This is a genomic window from Bosea sp. 124 (assembly GCF_003046175.1).
In the GTDB taxonomy this organism is placed as follows: domain Bacteria; phylum Pseudomonadota; class Alphaproteobacteria; order Rhizobiales; family Beijerinckiaceae; genus Allobosea.
Map to the genome: position 1 here is coordinate 2557600 of NZ_PZZM01000001.1, position 17482 is coordinate 2575081.

General features: G+C 60.8%; 28 protein-coding genes. 15 read left to right on the plus strand and 13 right to left on the minus strand.

Translation table 11 applies throughout. The annotated features are described in order from the left end of the window. Nucleotides 1-85: 85 nt before the first annotated feature. Both C8D03_RS26115 and C8D03_RS12080 read right to left on the minus strand, forming a co-directional pair. Complete coding sequence (locus C8D03_RS26115) at nucleotides 86-427, minus strand: hypothetical protein (protein WP_146170154.1); 342 nt, start codon at nucleotides 425-427, stop codon at nucleotides 86-88. Nucleotides 428-645: 218 nt separating this feature from the next. Next, the gene (locus tag C8D03_RS12080) at nucleotides 646-1098 is read right to left on the minus strand and encodes a thermonuclease family protein (protein WP_108051561.1); all 453 of its coding nucleotides are present in this window, start codon (nucleotides 1096-1098) and stop codon (nucleotides 646-648) included. A gap of 306 nt (nucleotides 1099-1404) precedes the next feature. Here C8D03_RS12080 and C8D03_RS12085 point away from each other — a divergent pair, with 306 nt between their 5' ends. Further along, the gene (locus tag C8D03_RS12085; RefSeq protein WP_146170155.1) at nucleotides 1405-2910 is read left to right on the plus strand and encodes a GGDEF domain-containing protein; all 1506 of its coding nucleotides are present in this window, start codon (nucleotides 1405-1407) and stop codon (nucleotides 2908-2910) included. A 37-nt stretch (nucleotides 2911-2947) separates the two neighbouring features. Here the strand turns inward: C8D03_RS12085 and C8D03_RS12090 are convergent, their stop codons facing one another. Then, nucleotides 2948-3247, minus strand: coding sequence for a photosystem reaction center subunit H (locus tag C8D03_RS12090; RefSeq protein ID WP_108046480.1), 300 nt, complete (start codon nucleotides 3245-3247; stop codon nucleotides 2948-2950). 667 nt (nucleotides 3248-3914) lie between these two features. On the opposite strand from C8D03_RS12090, the gene C8D03_RS12100 reads away from it, so the two are divergent. From C8D03_RS12100 to C8D03_RS26120, 3 genes are all read left to right on the plus strand, one after another. Next, complete coding sequence (locus tag C8D03_RS12100; RefSeq protein ID WP_108046482.1) at nucleotides 3915-4622, plus strand: hypothetical protein; 708 nt, start codon at nucleotides 3915-3917, stop codon at nucleotides 4620-4622. A 60-nt stretch (nucleotides 4623-4682) separates the two neighbouring features. Beyond that, a complete protein-coding gene (locus C8D03_RS12105) occupies nucleotides 4683-5114 on the plus strand; it encodes a BLUF domain-containing protein (protein WP_108046483.1) in 432 nt (143 codons plus the stop codon). 191 nt (nucleotides 5115-5305) lie between these two features. Next, a complete protein-coding gene (locus tag C8D03_RS26120; protein ID WP_146170156.1) occupies nucleotides 5306-6007 on the plus strand; it encodes a hypothetical protein in 702 nt (233 codons plus the stop codon). 50 nt (nucleotides 6008-6057) lie between these two features. Here C8D03_RS26120 and C8D03_RS12110 read toward each other — a convergent pair whose 3' ends face one another. From C8D03_RS12110 to C8D03_RS12125, 5 genes are all read right to left on the minus strand, one after another. After that, nucleotides 6058-6240: a hypothetical protein gene (locus C8D03_RS12110; RefSeq protein ID WP_108046484.1), complete on the minus strand. Its 183-nt coding sequence runs from the start codon at nucleotides 6238-6240 to the stop codon at nucleotides 6058-6060. Next, entirely contained in the window at nucleotides 6237-6401 is a 165-nt protein-coding gene (locus C8D03_RS26445) for a hypothetical protein (RefSeq protein ID WP_181300917.1), read from the minus strand. The genes C8D03_RS12110 and C8D03_RS26445 overlap by 4 nt, the downstream gene beginning before the upstream one ends. A gap of 116 nt (nucleotides 6402-6517) precedes the next feature. Beyond that, the gene (locus tag C8D03_RS12115; protein WP_108046485.1) at nucleotides 6518-6793 is read right to left on the minus strand and encodes a hypothetical protein; all 276 of its coding nucleotides are present in this window, start codon (nucleotides 6791-6793) and stop codon (nucleotides 6518-6520) included. Beyond that, nucleotides 6790-6996 carry a hypothetical protein gene (locus C8D03_RS12120; protein ID WP_108046486.1) on the minus strand — a complete coding sequence of 69 codons (207 nt, stop codon included), beginning with the start codon at nucleotides 6994-6996 and terminating at the stop codon, nucleotides 6790-6792. Before C8D03_RS12120 ends, C8D03_RS12115 begins: the two co-directional genes overlap by 4 nt. A 47-nt stretch (nucleotides 6997-7043) precedes the next feature. Next, nucleotides 7044-7301, minus strand: coding sequence for a hypothetical protein (locus tag C8D03_RS12125; RefSeq protein ID WP_108046487.1), 258 nt, complete (start codon nucleotides 7299-7301; stop codon nucleotides 7044-7046). Between the two features lie 815 nt (nucleotides 7302-8116). Between C8D03_RS12125 and C8D03_RS26125 the strand changes: the two genes are divergently transcribed. Further along, the gene (locus tag C8D03_RS26125) at nucleotides 8117-8554 is read left to right on the plus strand and encodes a hypothetical protein (protein WP_146170158.1); all 438 of its coding nucleotides are present in this window, start codon (nucleotides 8117-8119) and stop codon (nucleotides 8552-8554) included. A 62-nt stretch (nucleotides 8555-8616) separates the two neighbouring features. Here the strand turns inward: C8D03_RS26125 and C8D03_RS26450 are convergent, their stop codons facing one another. Further along, complete coding sequence (locus C8D03_RS26450) at nucleotides 8617-8793, minus strand: hypothetical protein (protein WP_181300921.1); 177 nt, start codon at nucleotides 8791-8793, stop codon at nucleotides 8617-8619. Between the two features lie 120 nt (nucleotides 8794-8913). Between C8D03_RS26450 and C8D03_RS12130 the strand changes: the two genes are divergently transcribed. The 6 genes from C8D03_RS12130 to C8D03_RS12155 are packed head-to-tail and all read left to right on the plus strand — an operon-like array spanning nucleotide 8914 to nucleotide 10444. Then, nucleotides 8914-9348 (plus strand): DUF5681 domain-containing protein, encoded by a 435-nt coding sequence (locus tag C8D03_RS12130; protein ID WP_108046488.1) that lies wholly within the window; start codon nucleotides 8914-8916, stop codon nucleotides 9346-9348. Then, nucleotides 9345-9587: a hypothetical protein gene (locus C8D03_RS12135; RefSeq protein ID WP_108046489.1), complete on the plus strand. Its 243-nt coding sequence runs from the start codon at nucleotides 9345-9347 to the stop codon at nucleotides 9585-9587. Before C8D03_RS12130 ends, C8D03_RS12135 begins: the two co-directional genes overlap by 4 nt. Then, nucleotides 9584-9787: a hypothetical protein gene (locus C8D03_RS12140; RefSeq protein ID WP_108046490.1), complete on the plus strand. Its 204-nt coding sequence runs from the start codon at nucleotides 9584-9586 to the stop codon at nucleotides 9785-9787. Before C8D03_RS12135 ends, C8D03_RS12140 begins: the two co-directional genes overlap by 4 nt. Further along, nucleotides 9784-9999, plus strand: a complete 216-nt coding sequence (locus tag C8D03_RS12145; RefSeq protein WP_108046491.1) for a hypothetical protein — start codon at nucleotides 9784-9786, stop codon at nucleotides 9997-9999. Before C8D03_RS12140 ends, C8D03_RS12145 begins: the two co-directional genes overlap by 4 nt. Then, entirely contained in the window at nucleotides 9996-10241 is a 246-nt protein-coding gene (locus C8D03_RS12150; protein WP_108046492.1) for a hypothetical protein, read from the plus strand. The genes C8D03_RS12145 and C8D03_RS12150 overlap by 4 nt, the downstream gene beginning before the upstream one ends. Further along, nucleotides 10238-10444, plus strand: a complete 207-nt coding sequence (locus C8D03_RS12155; protein WP_108046493.1) for a hypothetical protein — start codon at nucleotides 10238-10240, stop codon at nucleotides 10442-10444. The genes C8D03_RS12150 and C8D03_RS12155 overlap by 4 nt, the downstream gene beginning before the upstream one ends. Before the next feature lie 126 nt (nucleotides 10445-10570). On the opposite strand, the gene C8D03_RS12160 is transcribed toward C8D03_RS12155, so the two are convergent. Next, a complete protein-coding gene (locus C8D03_RS12160; RefSeq protein ID WP_108046494.1) occupies nucleotides 10571-10822 on the minus strand; it encodes a hypothetical protein in 252 nt (83 codons plus the stop codon). A gap of 944 nt (nucleotides 10823-11766) precedes the next feature. Between C8D03_RS12160 and C8D03_RS26130 the strand changes: the two genes are divergently transcribed. Further along, on the plus strand, nucleotides 11767-12033 hold the full coding sequence (locus C8D03_RS26130) for a hypothetical protein (protein WP_146170159.1): 267 nt from the start codon (nucleotides 11767-11769) through the stop codon (nucleotides 12031-12033). Between the two features lie 220 nt (nucleotides 12034-12253). Beyond that, nucleotides 12254-12673 (plus strand): response regulator, encoded by a 420-nt coding sequence (locus tag C8D03_RS12165; RefSeq protein WP_108046495.1) that lies wholly within the window; start codon nucleotides 12254-12256, stop codon nucleotides 12671-12673. Here the strand turns inward: C8D03_RS12165 and C8D03_RS12170 are convergent. Further along, on the minus strand, nucleotides 12618-12971 hold the full coding sequence (locus C8D03_RS12170) for a response regulator (RefSeq protein WP_108046496.1): 354 nt from the start codon (nucleotides 12969-12971) through the stop codon (nucleotides 12618-12620). The two genes, C8D03_RS12165 and C8D03_RS12170, sit on opposite strands and share 56 nt — an antisense overlap. A 173-nt stretch (nucleotides 12972-13144) precedes the next feature. Between C8D03_RS12170 and C8D03_RS12175 the strand changes: the two genes are divergently transcribed. Together C8D03_RS12175 and C8D03_RS27140 are read left to right on the plus strand one after the other, a co-directional pair. Further along, nucleotides 13145-14167, plus strand: a complete 1023-nt coding sequence (locus C8D03_RS12175; protein WP_108046497.1) for a sensor histidine kinase — start codon at nucleotides 13145-13147, stop codon at nucleotides 14165-14167. 501 nt (nucleotides 14168-14668) lie between these two features. Further along, complete coding sequence (locus tag C8D03_RS27140; RefSeq protein ID WP_108046499.1) at nucleotides 14669-14872, plus strand: DUF3606 domain-containing protein; 204 nt, start codon at nucleotides 14669-14671, stop codon at nucleotides 14870-14872. Nucleotides 14873-15038: 166 nt separating this feature from the next. Here the strand turns inward: C8D03_RS27140 and C8D03_RS12190 are convergent, their stop codons facing one another. Further along, the gene (locus C8D03_RS12190; protein ID WP_108046500.1) at nucleotides 15039-15566 is read right to left on the minus strand and encodes a DUF4347 domain-containing protein; all 528 of its coding nucleotides are present in this window, start codon (nucleotides 15564-15566) and stop codon (nucleotides 15039-15041) included. 320 nt (nucleotides 15567-15886) lie between these two features. After that, a complete protein-coding gene (gene tnpC, locus C8D03_RS12195) occupies nucleotides 15887-17452 on the minus strand; it encodes an IS66 family transposase (RefSeq protein ID WP_108046501.1) in 1566 nt (521 codons plus the stop codon). Nucleotides 17453-17482 lie beyond the last annotated feature (30 nt).

Below are 17482 nucleotides of genomic sequence, written 5' to 3' on the forward strand. Positions count from 1 at the left end.
TGGGATTAAACGGGATTAGCCGAGATTTCGTGGGTTTACCCCACTATTTGCCCCACCGGCCGGCAATGCACTCGCTCGCATTCGATCACATTGGACCTTCTGTATCGGGTGGCCGCTTCTGCTGGCGAGCCCTAGTCAGCCGCGCCTCTTTGACCAGCTTGTTTAAGTCGCTCGCCTTTGCCGGGAAGCTGCCCTGCGGGACCGGCAGCCGATTTTCAGCGCGCCGCAGATCATTCACGAACGCCACGAAGGCTTCCGTACTTTCGACCGCAAACTCTTGCTTCAGATCGCCCGGCCACGGAGCGGAGCGCAGGCCTGCATAGGACGGCGGGGTGAACCGCGACGCGGTCTCGTGCGCCTTGTCCGATGTCCGCTGCGTCTGGAGCGTTGGTTTGACGGCCTGACGCAAATAGGGGAGCAAAGCCACACCGGGCTTCGCCGGGTCCTCGGCCTTTGGTGCTGACGGCGGATCGATCTGCGGGGGCTCGACCTTCGGCGTGACCGGGAAGAGGCTGACGACCTTTTCTGAATCCGCGCCCCGCGCGGGTTTCCATATGCCGTAAGCGTCGGCGGTCGAAAGGAGCTGTAGCCTCCAATGTTGGGCGCTTGCGCGTTTGCGTCAACAGGGCGGTCTAAGATCGAAGGCTAGCACCACGGTCGCCTGCGGCCTTCCCAGCGCCGCGCCAACCCTTCTGAAACAAGGATCTGGCCGATCGACGCACCATTTCGCGTCACCACCCGCAGCAGCCGGCCGTACCGATCGCGATCCCGACCTTCATATCGGACGAGGTCGAAATTGCCTTGGCTCAGGAGATGCGCCAGTCGGACCGTAGCGCGCGCCCCAAGCTGCGCCTCGCTTTCGCACTTGGCGTCCCGTGTCTCCGGCGCGTCGATATCGGCGATGCGAATCCTGTCTCCGCGATAGCGAAAGGTGTCGCCGTCGACCACACAATCGGATGCGGCTGCGGAACCGCATCTGGCAAACCAAGGCGTTGAGTGAGAGACGGCAGCGGAGGCATTCTCGTTCGGCCTGACGACGGTCACGGGCGCGGTCTTTATCGAGTCCGCGATACCGAGACGGTTCGTCCAGTCAGGCATCGTTGCCGCGGTCCCCAACGCGACGCCGACAAGCCCGCAGGCAATGAGTTGCCAGCCTGTGCGGCGATACCACTTCGGTCTCCAGATCCTCGCGCTGGTTAGAGCCAACTCCCAGACCCTCCCTAGCAACCAGTGATGTCACAGAACGATCGAGCGACCGCTAAGGCTTTCGCTCAATTTGCGCTGGTGGCATAAGAAAACTCGGGGTCGCGGACAGCTGAAAAAGCACGATAGTTGTCCAAGACTAGATCAAAATGCGCGAATTTCGTTGCAGATTGCGAATAATTGGCTGAGAATTTCTGAGGATTGATTAACGAAGCTAAAATTCAATTAGACATTGGAACGGAGCATTTAACTATCCCGTTCATTGATTTATCTGTGACGCGATCGAAACCAACTATGGCGGCTGTTGACGCCGCATTGAGCCACGCGCCCAGCGAAGCCTACGCCAATCAGCGCGCTCGGGGCTTCAAGCTATTGAGATTTGCGCCACTTCTGGAAGCCGAATATCTAAGTCAAATGCGGCTTGATCAGCGCATCAGTGCACTCATCTGCACAAGCACTGCACTGGTAATTTGGGTCGCTTTTGCAGTATTTGACGTTACGCGGCTGAGCCTTAAAGCTGAGTTTGTCGCTCTCAACATTGATGCCATTATCGTAATCTGTTTACGTGTCCTGACGATGACGGTACTGGCGGCTCTGCTGACGTGCCTCATCAGTTCGCGGCTACTGAAGATCTATGGATGTCTTTCCTTTTTATGCTTGGTAATGATTGGCGCTACCGCCGCAATTAATGCCAACGTGTACAAATTGCGCGGTTTACCGCAAGCGGATTTGGCCGAATTTGCCATCATCATGGCCGTCTTTCTGCCTATAGGAATGACCTTTAGGCAGAGCCTTATGGCTGCAACCTCTATTGCCCTCACGGTCACCCTGGCGGGGTGGATCATGCTTGACGCTCAGAGCATGGCCGCACATCTGCGGTTTTCTGCCATGCTGTTTTTTGCGGCATTTGTAGGCGCAGTGGGAGCCTATCTGCGGGAATATGCTCAGCGGGACAAATTTCTCCTGCGCCGGCTGTTGCATCATCTCGCAATGCACGACCCGTTGACGGGTATAGGAAATCGTCGACATTTCGAGGAACAGGTAGTCGCCGCATTGCAGCAAGCGCGCCGGGAAGGGGCAGCAGTTACGCTTGCTGTCCTCGATATCGATCATTTCAAGAGCTACAATGATCGATACGGACATCATGCCGGCGATTTGGCCCTCAAGCAAGTTGCACAGTGCATTGCGCACTGTCTCCGACGACCTCTGGATATTGCAGGGAGAATGGGCGGGGAGGAGTTCGGGGTGTTGCTATACGGGGCGGACTACGATGACGGTCACGGTGTCATAAAGAGGATCGTTACATCGGTCGCCGATCTCAATATTCACCATGGCGCCTCGTCAACGGCCGACCGCCTGACCGTTAGCATCGGAGCAGCTTTGTTCGATGGCTCTGGAGACCTCGAAAGTCTCTACCGCCGCGCAGACGCAGTTCTTTATAACGCAAAGGCGGCGGGTCGAAACCAAGCACTTATGGAGAAGCGGAGGGCGCTGATTAACTTGGCGTCGCGAGCCCACGGCTTTGGCGCAACGCCTAAGCTCAGCCCAGCAACTCGATCATCGCAGCGTGTTGGCTCGCCGACAGGTAGCGATTTAGCTGCAAATCGGATACGGCACCTCAGTCGCATGCGACTGGCCTGTCGGGTCAGACTTGCGGCATCCAAGGTTGAGCTAGCTAGCTCCCGACGAGAGGCGGCTCCGCAGTGATGCGGAGCCGTTTTCGTTTCAAATCTGAGCCGTTGCCCTAGGGATCGATGTGTTCGGGCATGTCCTTTAACTGGTCCTTTGTCCAGTTCGTGACCGCGTGAACATCTCCTTCTTCGTCCCGCATGAACTCCAACCGGCTCACGGGAACGGCGACCGGCTTTGCGCCAATACCGAGGAAGCCGCCCACATCGATGACGATCTGGATATTCGGCCCGATCCCGTGAACGTGCGACACCGAGCCGATCTCTTCATCGCCCGGCCCATAAATCGTCGCGCCATCGAGAATATCGGCCGTTAGCTCGATAGGGGTCAGGCGGGTATGCTTGGAGTGGTCCATGGCAAACTCCTCGTGCTTGAACCGATTGAACGAGTAGCGGGATCAGAACGTTCCGCGACCGTTGCCATTCCCCTGATGAAGACGAACAGCGGCCGTGAAAAGGCCCGGCACTCTAACGAGCGTCGAGCCAGATGAAGCGAGCCGTCGCTGGCCTCGGTTCTTTCAACTTTGGCCCGTACCTGCAGACGATATCTCGTCCCGGTGCGACTGGGGTTTGTCCGCTTCGCCGGTATCCTTCTCGGCGTGAGGATCGATCGAAACCTGGGTCGTAGTTTGTGCGCCTGGATCTCCTTGGATCGATTTCACACGCGCTTGCTCTTCCGGAGAGAGTTTGTTGCCATCGCCATCTCGCATGGGTGCCTCCTTACAATGACCCCCATTGCTCCCAACAGGATGGCACGACCTGAGTTCCAATCCGCTGGCCGTCTGCGTTCTACTGCTCAGCCGCTTTTCAGCACCGGAACGGCGCGCCAGTCGAAGTACTCGCCCCAGCCCCGTCCGCTAATGCGGTAGATGCGGACCTTGAAGCGCTGCTCCAAGCGCCCGTCCATGATCCGAATCTCTCCCGTGGGAAGCCAAATGCCGAGGGCGTCGGGGAAGGTCTGCCCTCTCTGTCTCCATCGCGCGGCGCTCATGGCAGGCCGCGCCCGAGCGACATCTGAGCGTCATGACGGCCAGAGTCGGCAAGGCCGTTGTCGCTCTCTTCGCCTTCATCGCCGAGGGCATCGAGATGGAAGCCGGCGCCATGTGTCTCGATGGCTGTCTGCTCGTGGTCGGCTTCGCCGTCCAGCCGGTCGAGAGCATCGATCAGCCCAGCGATGACAGCCTCAATGCGGCGGCGTGCCTGAAAGTTGATGGCGGGCGATTGAGCCAGGCGGCGGTTGCTCGCCAGAACCTGCGCCAAGCGCTCACCCACGGCTGCGAGCAAGGCCGGGTCACCTACGAAGCGAAGTCCGTCATCAGCGAGCTTCGATCGACGCACTCCATGTGGAACTGGCAAATCCGGCAGCTTTCGGAGAAGGCGCTCCCCGGATTTATCTGGGAGGCGCGGTCCCAAGCGAAGGCCGAGCCCGAAGACCAGTTCATCTGGGAGGCAATCGCGGCAGAGGGGGAGCGCCGGCTTGAACTGCAGCGCATACGCCGCACCGGCAAGGGACAATGGATTGCGGTTCTACAAATCTTCAAGCACGAGCATATCGCGTCAATGGACGAAATCTTCGAGGAGCATCGGGAGTGTGAGGGAGAGCGTGCGGCGATTGAGACGCTGAAGGCGATGCTTGTCGAACATCACGACAAAGTCGGGCCGGCCATGTCGATCGAGGCAAAGACAATGCCCGCGCTGGAATGGGCACTAATGAACGGGCGGCCTCTTTGAGCGACTGGCGCGGCCCCGCAGCCGTTGTGAACAGAAGACGCCAGCGTGCGTTGAGCGCTCATGGAAACGGTTGAAATTCAACGCCTCGTATATGCTTCGACGTTCAATTTGGGGAGGATCGACAGTGCGCCGGTTGCCCTACGGGACATCCTGTCAGCGTCCCGGCGCAACAATTCCCGAGACGGCATCACCGGCTATCTCATCTTCGATGGAGAAACGTTCCTCCAGATTCTGGAGGGACCAAAAGCAGCGGTTGAAGCGACCGCTGCACGAATCGAAGCCGACAAGCGGCACCGTGCGATGAGCGTGCTGGGCTTCCGGCCTTCGTCGGATCGGCTCTTCCCGAATTGGTCGATGGCTGGATACCTCCGCTCACCTACCCATCAGGAGGTTTTCGCGCGTCATGGCTTCGCTGGAAAAATCGATCGCAGCACGTTGTCGGAACACCGAGTGGTGAGCATGGCTGTGGAGTTGTCGAATGTCGCCGTCTGAAGCCCGGTAGAGAACTCCCTTCACACGGGAGTGGTCACAGGTTCCGAACACTTGGCTGGGATCGGGGGAATATGTCGGCGCGCATTGAACCAGCTTGTCGCGGGCGCCGACAACATCATGTGCTCGGCCATCAGGCGCAGCGAGCGCGGCAAAGCGCCTCTCCGCCCAGCTCTGCGAAAGGAGACGGGACGATGCCTCGCGATACGCTTCCACCGCCAAAATCTCCGCTCGAAGGTGAACTGCGCTTGAAATGGGAGCTTCATTTCGCAGCAAATCACTTTCAACGCATCTTCAATGTCAGCCTGTTCCCCTTCATTGGTCGGGTCGTGAAGGTGTTCTCGCCCCCGGCTTCGGCTGGCCTGCTGTTTGAGTTCCGCGAGGGCATGCGGGAGTCCTTCGCAACCCTCGTGGACAGGCGCGCATTTCCGCCCGCGACACTCAATGAAGCCATCCGGGCGGTCGTGCCTGGCTACCGTGGAGTCATTCCCGACAATCCTGGGGTATCACATCGTGATGCATGGTGGCGGCAAGCTGCGGCCGGCGCGGCCATTGGCCAGAGCTTTCGGGAAGAAGGGACCAGTACGGGTCTGCATATCGCTTTCAACAAGACCCTTTGCGATGTGCATGTCGATCGAAACGGGTTTGTGATCAGCCGCGACGGCTTCACACATTGGGATCTGAACGGGCTTCTGCGCCACCTGACGATCGATTTGGCGGGCGACAAAGCGACCTGGGCGGTGCACTCGGCTGTTGTGCTCGATCGTCGCCGACGACCCATTATTCAGGCCACGCTTGGTCCTTGGTTCGCGGTAGATCTCCCGTCACGGGATGCAAATGACCGCACGGCTGTGAAGGTCGGCATTCAGATATCAGGCACGTTCGGAAGTCGCTGACCCGGCGATCTGGACATAATCAGCAGCAATGGCGAGCGGCACACCCCGCGCTATGCCCAGTCCTCACCGTCGTCCTCATGCCGGGCGTCCCACTTCTCGATCGCTTCGATGAGCCCAAACAACTCGGCCTCCTCCTCCGATCCCTCAGGTGGCGTGCCAAGCTCTGCGACGCGCTCGACGGCGCGCTCGTAGTCGTCGGGACAGCGAACGATGGCCTTCTTGATCTCGATCATCTGCGGGCTCCCTTCATAGCGGCACCACTCGTCTCGTACTCGACCATTGCAGCGCTGATCTCGAAGAACTCATCCTGCTCTGGGCCCTCGGCAGGATTATCGCCGAGGGCCTTCAGGCGCTCAATGGCAGCCTCGTACTCGTCGCTAGTCTCAATCGTCATGGTGGGCCTGCTCGGAACTGTAGCGTCGCTCCCAGCAACAGATCTCGGGGCGGATCGTTCCTGAAAGCGGCCCGCATCGAACTCATCCGTCCTCAGGGAACTCGCGCCAACCGATCCTATTTATCCTCGTCGCGGGCATCGGCAGTCATCGCGTGCTCGATCTCATCAACGGGCACCATGACGCCGCCAAAATGCGAGTGGAACGCCCTGGCAAACCGTGGATCTTCGAAAGCCACCCGGACGATGGATTCTGTTGCCATCGGATCGCGAACTCGAAATCCGATCTGCCATTCCGCGCACCAGCTCTCGATGCGACGTAGGCGCTCGGGCGCGGTCTGCCGGTCAACCTTCATCTCGACCTGATGCGACCAGGAAGGAGCCATCGCCATCATTCCTCTCCTGCGTCGATGTCCATGCGATAGAGCCCATGGAACTTGTCGGGCTCGTTGCTGCCGGCAGCCACGTTGAGTTGGCTGTGGGCGAGGTGGAGGGCGAAGTTCAGCACGTCGAGGGCGATATAGACTTGGCTGCTGATGGGAATCTCTCCGCACCATCGCCTCACGGTGGAATGAAAGTCGCGGGTTACGGTCTGCATCTCACGAGCCTTACCCGGTGACATGCTGCGCTTGGATCGCTGAACCATCACGCCTCGTCCTCGGATAGATCAGGCCGCGCCCCCTCGGAAAACAGCCCACGCAGGAAGCCGCGCGAGCAGGATCGATCGGCATCCGCCACGAGCCGCTCGCTCTCCGCAAGCAGCGCCAGATAGCTGCGCGCCAGCGCTCGGAATGCAGCGCGCTCGAAGCCCTCGTGTTCCTCCAGCAGGTCCTCGATCAGTGCGGTGATTTCCGCATCGAAGGACGTATCGTCCTGCCTCTGGTCCGCTGGCTGTGCCGACATTGTTCGCATCCTTGTGATGAGAACAAAGAAAGAACATAGCGTTCGCCTGAGTCAACGCCGAATGTCAGCGCCTGCCCAAAAACGTCACCAAATGACTTGACGTGAATTGAGGTAACATATTGAGAGTGCTGGTAATTTTCATCGTTTCGAGTATGCTGTCTGCCGGCAATGGAGGCCGACATGCATTCCACTCGACCACGCCGAACCGAAAAACTGTTCGTCGCTGCGGAGCCTGATCTTCGCGCTGCGATTGAGCGCGAGGCCGTCCGTCGCGACACGTCGATGTCCAGCACAATCCGCGCGCTCATCCGGGCTCAGCTTGCCCGCGGGCAAGAAAACTTTCAGGCCACCGGAGTCGTATCGTGATGCGTGCCGCGCCAGGCCATCGAGACGGGCTAGCGATATGAGTTCGTATTCATGGCCTTTGTCGCGACAGACCGCGCTCGACATCAACGGCAACGTGGTCCCTGGGGCGCGGCTTCAGTTCTTCGTCGCGGGCACGTCCACACCGCTTGTCGCCTTTTCCGATGGGAATAGGACGGCGCCTTTGCCGGCATACCCCAATTGTATCCAAGCGGACGCGAACGGGCGCTGGCCTCGTGTCTTCCTGCCGTACACGGACTATCGCGAGCGCGCCCTGAGCCCGACCGGCTCCCTGCTGTGGGATGACGATTTGATCGCCAACCCTGCGCCTGCGGAAGCCGGGGGCGGCGATGCGGTCCCGGATGCGGAGTTGGTCAAAACCGGCTTCATCAAGTTTGAGTTGGGCGAGGGGGCTAGGCCCCAGACAAGCTGCCACGATGGAGGCCGCCCTGATGACGGAGACGGCCATGTTGAGATTGCAGAACGCAATCGGCGGCAATTCAAGCACCGCGCGGCAGCTTGCCGAAATGGCCATGTCTGGCGCTCCGGCCACCGCAGTAGGCGGCGTCACAGGATATTATCAGGGTGGCAATGCCGGTGCCGTTGCAGGCGCCATCGCAGCCAACGCACTTCGCCGTGGCCGCATGAAACTTGATGCCGGGCTGGCGCAGCAAATCGCAAAAATGCTTGCCTCCGATGACGTGGCACAGCTTAAGCGCGTAACCAGCATGGCGACTCGCAGCCCCGCAGTGATGAAACTCCTGGACGGCATTGCGGAGGAAGCCGGTCAGATTGCCGGCCTCGGTTCAGGACGGCCACTTGAGGTAACGATCCGGCCGGGGGGTGCGCCGGTAAATCTGCCAGCAGCAGCAAATGAAGAACAGCGATAGGCCCCACGGATGAGCCGGCAGCATCAGCACGGCCGCCATCAGCGCGGCTTCCAAACTGGCCCTCATTTGCTACCGAGCCGACGCTTGATGGTCTCGTCAACGGACAGCACGACCGCTCCAATCAAGCAGAGGGTGAAGGCGTACGGGCCGAGCCAACCGAAATTGATTGAATGGAGGACGAAAGGAACGACGACCGCAGCTGCGATGAGCAATCCGCCAGCCTTCTTCGTATCCACCATGCTCAAAGCTCCGCTCCGATCTGGAGACTGCCTTTTCCCCCGCCTTCCGGCAAGGGGAGGCGGTCTGCTGACGCTGGCTAGCTTCGGCATGATCGTGTGGGTGATGATGCGGGGCCTGGCATGAGCGAGGAGACGCGAAAAAACGTGAGAAATACGCGCGGCAAGCCCTTCGCGCCCGGCAATGCTGGCAGGCCCAAGGGCGCACGGCATAGGACGACGCTCGCGATCGAGGCCCTGCTAGAGGGCGAAGCCAAGACGTTGACGCGCAAGGCAATCGACCTTGCCAAGGCGGGCGACATGCAGGCCTTGCGCCTGTGCATGGATCGCCTGGCGCCGCCTCGGAAAGACCGATCCGTAACGTTCGACCTGCCCCCCATCGAGACGCTGGAGGATCTGCCGAAAGCGACCCGTGCCCTCATGGCTGCCGTCGCGACGGGCGAGCTGACACCGGCAGAGGCGGCCGAGCTGGGCAAGCTGGTGGACGCCCATGTGAAGGCTATCGAGGTGACGGACCTGAACCGCAGGCTAGAGGCGCTGGAGGGGATGAAGGCATGAGCAACACAACGCTATCGCGCCGGCTGGCGAAGCTGGAAAGCCAGAGGTTGGCATCGGGCGGGATTCCGATCTGGTGCGACGACCCGAGTGACATGCCCGCTACCATCGCCGCCATGATCGAGGCAGGGGAAATCGCCGAGGCTGACATTTGCCGCTGCGTTCACTGGACCCAGGCGCAGGCCGGCCCCGGCATCCTCGGCCATGAGGGCGCCCTGGCCCTACTGGATGACGCGGCATGAGCCGCCCGTTGCATCAGCGGCTCGCCAGACTGGAGAGCAAGGCTAAGGCACAGCGCATCGGCTCGGCCGTCATCCTGTGCGGCACACAGGAGGAAACCGAACAGCAGGAGCGCGACGCCATCGCCACCGGCCGGATGAAAACCGGCGACCCTGTTTTGCGCATCGTCCTGTGCGCCCCGGCAGAGAGGATGGCGGCATGATGAAACTGGCAACGCGCATCGCGAAGCTGGAGGCCGTCAAGGCGGGCCGCTCGCATCTGCGTGTGGTGGAACGGCACGTCATCGGCGACGCCAGCCACGCCGAGCGGCAAGCCCGCATCAAGGCCGTCGTGGCGGCCAGCTCAGGCGGCAACGTGTTTCATGTGTTCCGCGTCATCGTGGAGCCGATTGAGGAACGGGCAACCGTCCAATGAACCGCGACCTTGCAAAACGGCTGGTAAAACTGGAGGCCAGGCACGGCCGGGATGAACTGTCCCGCCTGTCTGATGCCGCCCTGATGGAGCGTATCGAGGCTGCCGAGCGCCAGCTAAAGGCCACCTGCGGCGATGGCTGGGAAGCCGAGTATCGCGACCATCTGGCCGAGAGCGCGCCGCATCTCCTGGCCGCTTGGGATGCCCGAAACGAGCCCACCAACGCACGGGAGACGATCCAATGAGAGACAACCTTGCAAGGCGCATCGCCAAGCTCGAAAACGACGAAGCCCGCACCGGCATTCGCTACGTCGTCAGCTCGCACATGCTTTCGCACGAGGAATGGCAGGCCCGGCTTGGCGCCGACATCATGCTCGTGACCGACGAGCGGGATGGCGACCCCGTCCTGACGGAAGCCGAATGGGTGGCGCGACATTGCTTAACCTAAGGGTAACCTTGAACCGGCATCATTCTCAGACTTCTGGCGAGACTACCTTACCCCGTCGTGCTGTTCCCCCGGCACGGCGGGGTATCTGTCTGGCCCCGATGCTCGTCGATCCTGCGAAGGCCCGTCTCAGTCGTCCGGGAGGGGCATCACGGGCACGAACCGGCCACTGTCGTGCTCGAACACGTACCGGGCAGTCGGCCGTGCACCGACACTGCGAGCCAGCCCATCGAACGTCGTGGCGGCATCCTGGGCACAGCCGAACAGGCCAACAAAGGCTCCGTCTGCCCGGACAGCCCAGCCGCTACGAGTAAGCGCATCCCGCAGTTCTTGGCCAAGCTCAGGCGGGTCGATTTCATAGCGGACACCGAAGATGAGCATGGGTCTAGCGCTTTGCTTTGGACCGATTAGTGACCGCAGTCCCGTGGCTTCGGAATTGGCCTGCCTCGCGCTTGTCGCTTGGCAGAGGCGTGGTTGGCCGGAGTTATCCGAACAGTGGCAAGACCACGATGGCCCCGATCACAACCACAATAGCAACTCGGATTAGAAGCCCGTTGGTTCGAGCCATTTTGGCTTCTGATGATGCTGGCACAGGCATGCCGCTACTCCCTTGCCCCCCGAGCGATACTCACGCGCAGGTCGTGGAGCTGCAATTGGAATCCTGAGTATGACCAATTTCCGCGCCACGCGTGTCTGAAAGGCTACGTGGTCCGTTAGCGGCGGCATCGAAGGCGCGCTTTTTGAAGCGCTACCAGCAGAGTTCGCAACGGTGACCCAAAGTGAAGCAAAGCGAAACGTTCTGGGGCAAGCCCAATAATTTCCGTCCGTCGAGGTCAACGAAGCTGGTCGGTCTAACGATCCAATTCGGCTTGGTCATCTACATCGCGCTGATGGCATGCCGGTTGATCGAGGCAGTGAGATGATTAGAAGGCTATCGGGCTTTCGACGCACAATACGACGCGAGAGGCTCAAGAAGCTGATCGCGGAAAAGGACGCTGCGAGGCACAAGGCTTTGCGCGCGTCCGATGCCCCCTCGCAGGGGTCGCGCGATGACAGCTCGCAATCGGCTCTCGCATGCCAAAGCTCCAACGACAACTGGACGAGCGCCAGCCGTGAGATTTCGGACTGATGACTGATCACGTAGCTCCGCCTGCCCTTAGCGACGCGCTTGGCTGATTTGAGGGCAAGCCAGAACTGGACCTCGCCGCATTGCATTTGATGATCGTGTCGCAGGACATTGGCGACCTCGACCTGCCGAGAGCGGCCCGCCGCTAGACAAGTGCGTCGATGTGTAGTGTGTTGATTTCCTTTACGGGAGGTCGTCAATGCACACCAATTCCATATGTGCCTTCGCGTTCGCCATCTGCATGTTGGGCAGCATCTCGGGCGCCCAGGCCCAGGAAGGCTGCAAGACCGCAAATTCGTCTTGCTCGCAGATGAATGCCAGCTGCGAACAGAAGTGCCAGAACGGCAACAACCCCGGCGCCTGCGTCGCAAGGCTGTGCGCCGTCAGCTATTCCGGTTGCAAGGCCAATGGCGTTTGGAAAGGTGCGGCGGCGACGGCCTGCTGGAAGACGAACAATCGGTCCTGACCTGACTATTGGGCCTTGCACATCTCCTCAGCGGTAGTGCCGCAACCAATCGGAGGGCTAGTGAAGTCCCGGTAGCTATTTGAAGTGCTGGCCAAGGTCTTAGAGGCATGTCGCCACATCGGCGTGGACGTCACGGGGATCGACTCTGCTGACGGAACAGGGCTACCGTGCAGGCATTAGGCGGTCCAGACCGCGACAAGTGATTTTGGAACCCCAGCACATGCAATCGATGCAGCCCCGGTCGAGGGTGCTCATCCTCGAAGACGAGCCGATCATCGCATTGGACGTCGAAGGCATCCTGACCGATGCTGGGTTCGAGTTGGCGGGCACATTGGCAACCTGCGCCAGTGCCATGGAATGGCTGAAGGCAAACCAGGGGGACGTAGCGCTTCTTGACGTCGACCTCCAGGACGGGTCGTGCGAACTCGTCGCGCAGCGCCTCCACGACATGGGCATCCCGTTCGTGGTTTTCTCCGGAAGCGAGCCGACCGAGAGCGCGATCGACCCCGTGTTCCTAAAGGGCACCTGGCTTGGCAAGCCGGCGACCAGCGTCAAGATTGTTGCCGCCGTGACGAAGGCCCTGTCTAGTCGATTCCTTCAAGAACCTTCAGCAGATCCCGTTCAGCATACGGCTTTCTGAGGAAGACCGTCCTCTCCGGCATGTCTGTGACCAACGGCGTAACGCGTCCCGACGCCAAGATCAGGACCGCCGGTGGCCAACGCTTGCGGATGGCATGGATCAACTTCAGGCCGTCCATCGATCCGGGCATCTCAATATCCGAGAACACCGCGCGGATCTCAGGACGCGCCTCCAGCAGCAGGATAGCATCGTCGGCGTTCGAGGCCTCGACGGCCTCGTAGCCGGCGTCCTCGATCATCACGACCGTATTCATACGGATGATGGGCTCGTCTTCGACGACTAAAACCAGGATTGTCATTGGGGCTTTCGGCTGTGTCAGTTAGCCAACTGATGCCGAAGGTGCTTGTTGCCCCCGGATAGAAAGAATTGTCCCGATTATCATTTTCAATTCGTTAAGTGTCGCCCAGGTTCTACGATGCGGCCCGCCTAAGACATTTCGCAGATGCGGCATATCCGCTACAGACCGAGAACATGACCATTCCGCGTCAGGAAATTGCTGTGCCGTCAACCAATCCAAATTCGTGGAGCGCTACGGCCCTGCGTCGAGCCATTGGCGCGGCTGGCGTCACGCTGTGGTCGTGGAATGTCGAAACCGACGCGTTCGCCATGGACGAGCGGGGCTTCGAGCTGTGGGACGTCGAGCACGCTGATAGCGTGAAGTTCGAGGACCTGTCGGCGCGCATCCATCCGGCCGACCGCGACAGGGTTCGGGCGGCCTTCACAGCGACGCGCGCCATCGTCGGCGCCTACGAAATCGATTTTCGGCTGATCATCGGCGAGGACATCCGCTGGGTGTCGGCACGCGGCATTGGTGACGATTCCGGCCTGCACGACCAGCTTGCCTACGGCATCTTCCTCGATGTCACGGGACGTAAGCAGGCGGAGGAGGGGCATGAGCTTCTCGCAGGCGAGATGAGCCACCGCGTCAAGAACCTGCTGGCCATCGCCTCGGGGTTGACCCAGATCTCCTCGCGATCAACCACAACTGCCAAAGAGATGGCCGTCGAGCTCACTGCCCGGCTTAGTTCCTTGGGGCGGGCCCACGATCTGGTGCGTCCGCTTCCCGGGCATCAGGGTCAGGCCGCGCTGCTGGGCGACCTGCTGTCCGTCCTGCTCTCACCATATGAGGACATGGGTGCCTTCAGCGGCCGCATTCGCGTGGCCGTTCCTCGCATGGGCGTCGGCGAAGGAGCCGCCACGACGCTGGCGCTGGTCATCCATGAGTTGGCGACGAACTCGCTGAAGTACGGCGCGTTGTCGGCCGAGGCCGGCACACTCGACATCTCCGGGTCTAACGAGGGCGACGACATCAAGATTGTCTGGACCGAGCGCGGGGGACCTGCAGTGGAGGCGGTCGAGCGTCCAAAGGGATACGGCAGCCGCCTCGTCGAGCGCAGCGTATCCGGTCAGTTGGCCGGCTCGATCGAATATGACTGGTCCGAAGGCGGCTTGATCGTCACCCTAAGGATTCGGGCTTCCAAGCTGGCCAATTAGCCTGCCTGACCGCTTCAAGCACTGCCACCTCGCTCTTTGGCTGTCAGAGGAAACAGTGTTACCGCCGATTCGTTCCGAGTTGGAACTGCTTGACCATGCGCCGGTTGAAACGAGGTCGGTCTGTTGCGTGAGGTGATGCCATGGTTGCGATGTGGAGGCCGCCGGAACGGTTCCAGAGCCCTGCGTTCATAAAGCGCGCGCTGTATAGCGAAAGCTGCCGCGACGAGGAAGGGAACCCGTTTAATGTGGTGGTGTGGCGCGAGTGGCCCGGCCTATCAACGACGTCCTATACTCTGGAGGATGGGACGCCCGTCCAGTATGAAGACGAATGCGTCTTCAGGATCGTCACCACTGGAAAATTGCTAACGCGGTGCGATTGATGCGGTGGAACACGCATTTTGAATGAAATCGCAGGAATCGCTTCCTGTGGATTGCCGCTAAATGCGCGTCGAACTCGCACAGCAGCGGCTAAAGTAACATGGCTTGGGGAGAGGAGGTAATATGGCCGGAGAGGCAAGTAATCCCAAAATTTGGAACCGTTCTCACGTAGATTTGAGCAAAGATAGCGAAGTTCAGTATTGGACCGAGACGCTTGGACTGTCGAAAATCCAGCTAATCCAGGTCATTCTGAAAGTCGGCACGAGCGCAAAGGCCGTGTTCCGCGAAGTCGATCGGATGCGTGAGACGAGCAGTCTCATTAGCTAAATTGCCGGCCAATCTCTCTGAAGCCGGCCTTGGTTGGTCAGGAAATCACGTCACTTTGCGCCCTCGCGCAAGTGCGTCTCCCTGAAGGAGCGGCGTGGTCCCCGCGACTGTTTCTTGGGTCGACCGGGGCCCGCGGCCCTGGCGAACAGCTAGAAGGGAGGCGGACTTACAGCTTGCCGGCCTTCCACATCGTCACGGCAGGCGTGTAGGAGTCGCCAGCGGAACACTGGGCCAGAATGCAGACATTCATCTCGGACTCGCTCATGTAGCCAAACGGCCCCCACGTTCCGACAGAGATGTCTTCGGTGGCGCCTTGAACGCGAGCCCCGAGGATCATCGAGAGCGTCATGAGCAGAGCCACGTTCACGCCAGCGTTGCAGCCCCATAGCGTGACCGTCGCGTCCTTGAGGAGATAGGGCTTCAGCTTTCTGAGTTGCGGCTCGAAAAGCGAAATATTGTCGAGACCGATCTTGTCGTTTCCGAAGTTCATTCGGTATCGCGTGCCATGACCGGATATAATCAAGTGCGAGACCAGTTGCTTCTGATACCCGCACTGCACGGCGGTGTGGGCGACGATTTCAATGACGTTCCGGATCGGAATGTGACTGCGGATGACCTTTGCTTCTTCCTTCACGGCTCCGGTGCCGTCGTAGACAGATTTCGGATCGCTGAGAAAATAGAGAACGAGGCCCATGCGTAGATCCTCCCTCTTGATAGAGCTTGGTCGCCGCCGCTCGGGCAAAGGTTCAAATTTTGTCGAGAGCACTCCAGGCTGAACGACGGCCAGCGGCTAGATGGCCTTTGCGCACACCTTGCCACCCTGCTCTCGACCGCTGCCTTCGCACAGACCGCGCCCACACTGGCCCAAGCGCCGGAGTTCACTGCAGTGAGCCAAGCTTCAGCGCTCGGAAACAGCCTCAAAGGCCTGAATGTGAAGAATGCTGGCGATGAGACAGTGGGAGAAATCGAGGACTTGGTCGTCATCGGAAATAACGTAAGCGCCCTGCCGGGGCCCTACGGATTTGGGGTTGAGGTTTTCCGGAAGCGCCATGGCATGAGATCTTCGACGGCGCTTTGTGGGTGGCCGTTGATGACGGCGTCGAGGGTTTCAGCGAGATAGGCGACGGGATTGACGTCGTTGAGCTTGCATGTGGCGACGAGGGACGAGAGCAGTGCCCAGTTTTCGGCGCCGACCTCGTGGCCGGCGAACAGAGCATTTTTTCGGGTCAGGCAGACGGGCCTGATCGCGTTTTCAACCGGGTTGGTGTCGAGCTCGAGGCGGCCATCGTCAAGGAAGCGGGTGAGCCCCTCCCAGTGGGCGAGCCCGTAGCGGATGTCTTCGGCCAGCCTGGAGCCGGAGGAGATCAGCGACAGTTGCTTCTCGAACCACGGTTTCAGGGCGGTGATGATCGGCGTGGAATGCTCCCGCCGGGCGGCAAGCCGCAGTTGCGGCGAGACACCGCGAACCGTTGCCTCGATGGCATAGAGCGCCGCGATCTGGCGTATCGCCGCCTCGGCGATCGGCGATTTGGTGTTGCGCGCCAGCTTGACGAAGCGTCGGCGCAGATGAGCCCAGCAATGGACGAGCCTCCATGGCCCCTGCGGCCTCTCCAGGCGCGTCAGCCGATCGTAGCCCTCATAGGCGTCGACCTGCAGGAACTGCCCGCGGAAGCCCTGAAGGAAGCGTTCGGCATGCTCGCCACTGCGTCCCGGCGCATAGTGGAACAGCACGATGGGCGGGCCCTGGCCGCCATGGCCGCGGTCATCGGAAGCGATCGCCCAGAAGAAGCCCTTCCTGACCTTGCCGCGTCCGGGATCGAGCACCGGTGCGGTGGTCTCGTCCATGAACAGACGACCCGCCGCGGCCAGATGCCAGCGCATGCGCTCGGCGATGGGCTTGAGATGGAAGCAGGCCCGGCCGGCCCAGTTGCCCAGTGTCGCGCGATCGAGCCGGATGCCCTGGCGCGCATAGATCTCGGCCTGCCGATAGAACGGCAGGTGATCGCCGAACTTGGCGACGATGACCTGGGCGATCAGCGCCTCGGTCGGCAGGCCGCCCGGCACCACATGCTCGGGAGCATGGGCCTGCACGACCGCGCCCGAGCAGCGGCGGCAAGCATATTTCGGGCGGCGGGTGACCAGCACGCGCAACTGCGCCGGCACCACGTCCAGCCGCTCGCTGACGTCCTCGCCGATCCTGGACATCTCGCCGCAGCCGCACGGACACAGCCTGCTCTGCGGCTCGATGATCCGCTCCACCCGCGGCAGATGGGCCGGCAGGTGACCGCGGTTGCGCCGGTGAGAAGCACAGGCGCCGTCCGGGCGGCCCTCGATGATCCGCTGCGCCTTCTCATGGGCGGCATCGAGCACGCCCTGGGCGATTTCGACGTCCTCCAGCGGTAGATGGTATTGCTCGCCGGAGAGCTTCTCGGATCGGGAGCCGAACTTCTCGCGCTGGAGGTCGCTGACGATGCTCTCCAGCCGCCGCCGCGCTTCCTCGGACTGAGCCAGGGCCTCTTGCGTCTGCGCCAGCTCGGCCTTCAGACGCTCGACCTCACCATGGAGAACTGCGACGTTCATCCACTATTTCGAGCACGGATCCGCCGTCTG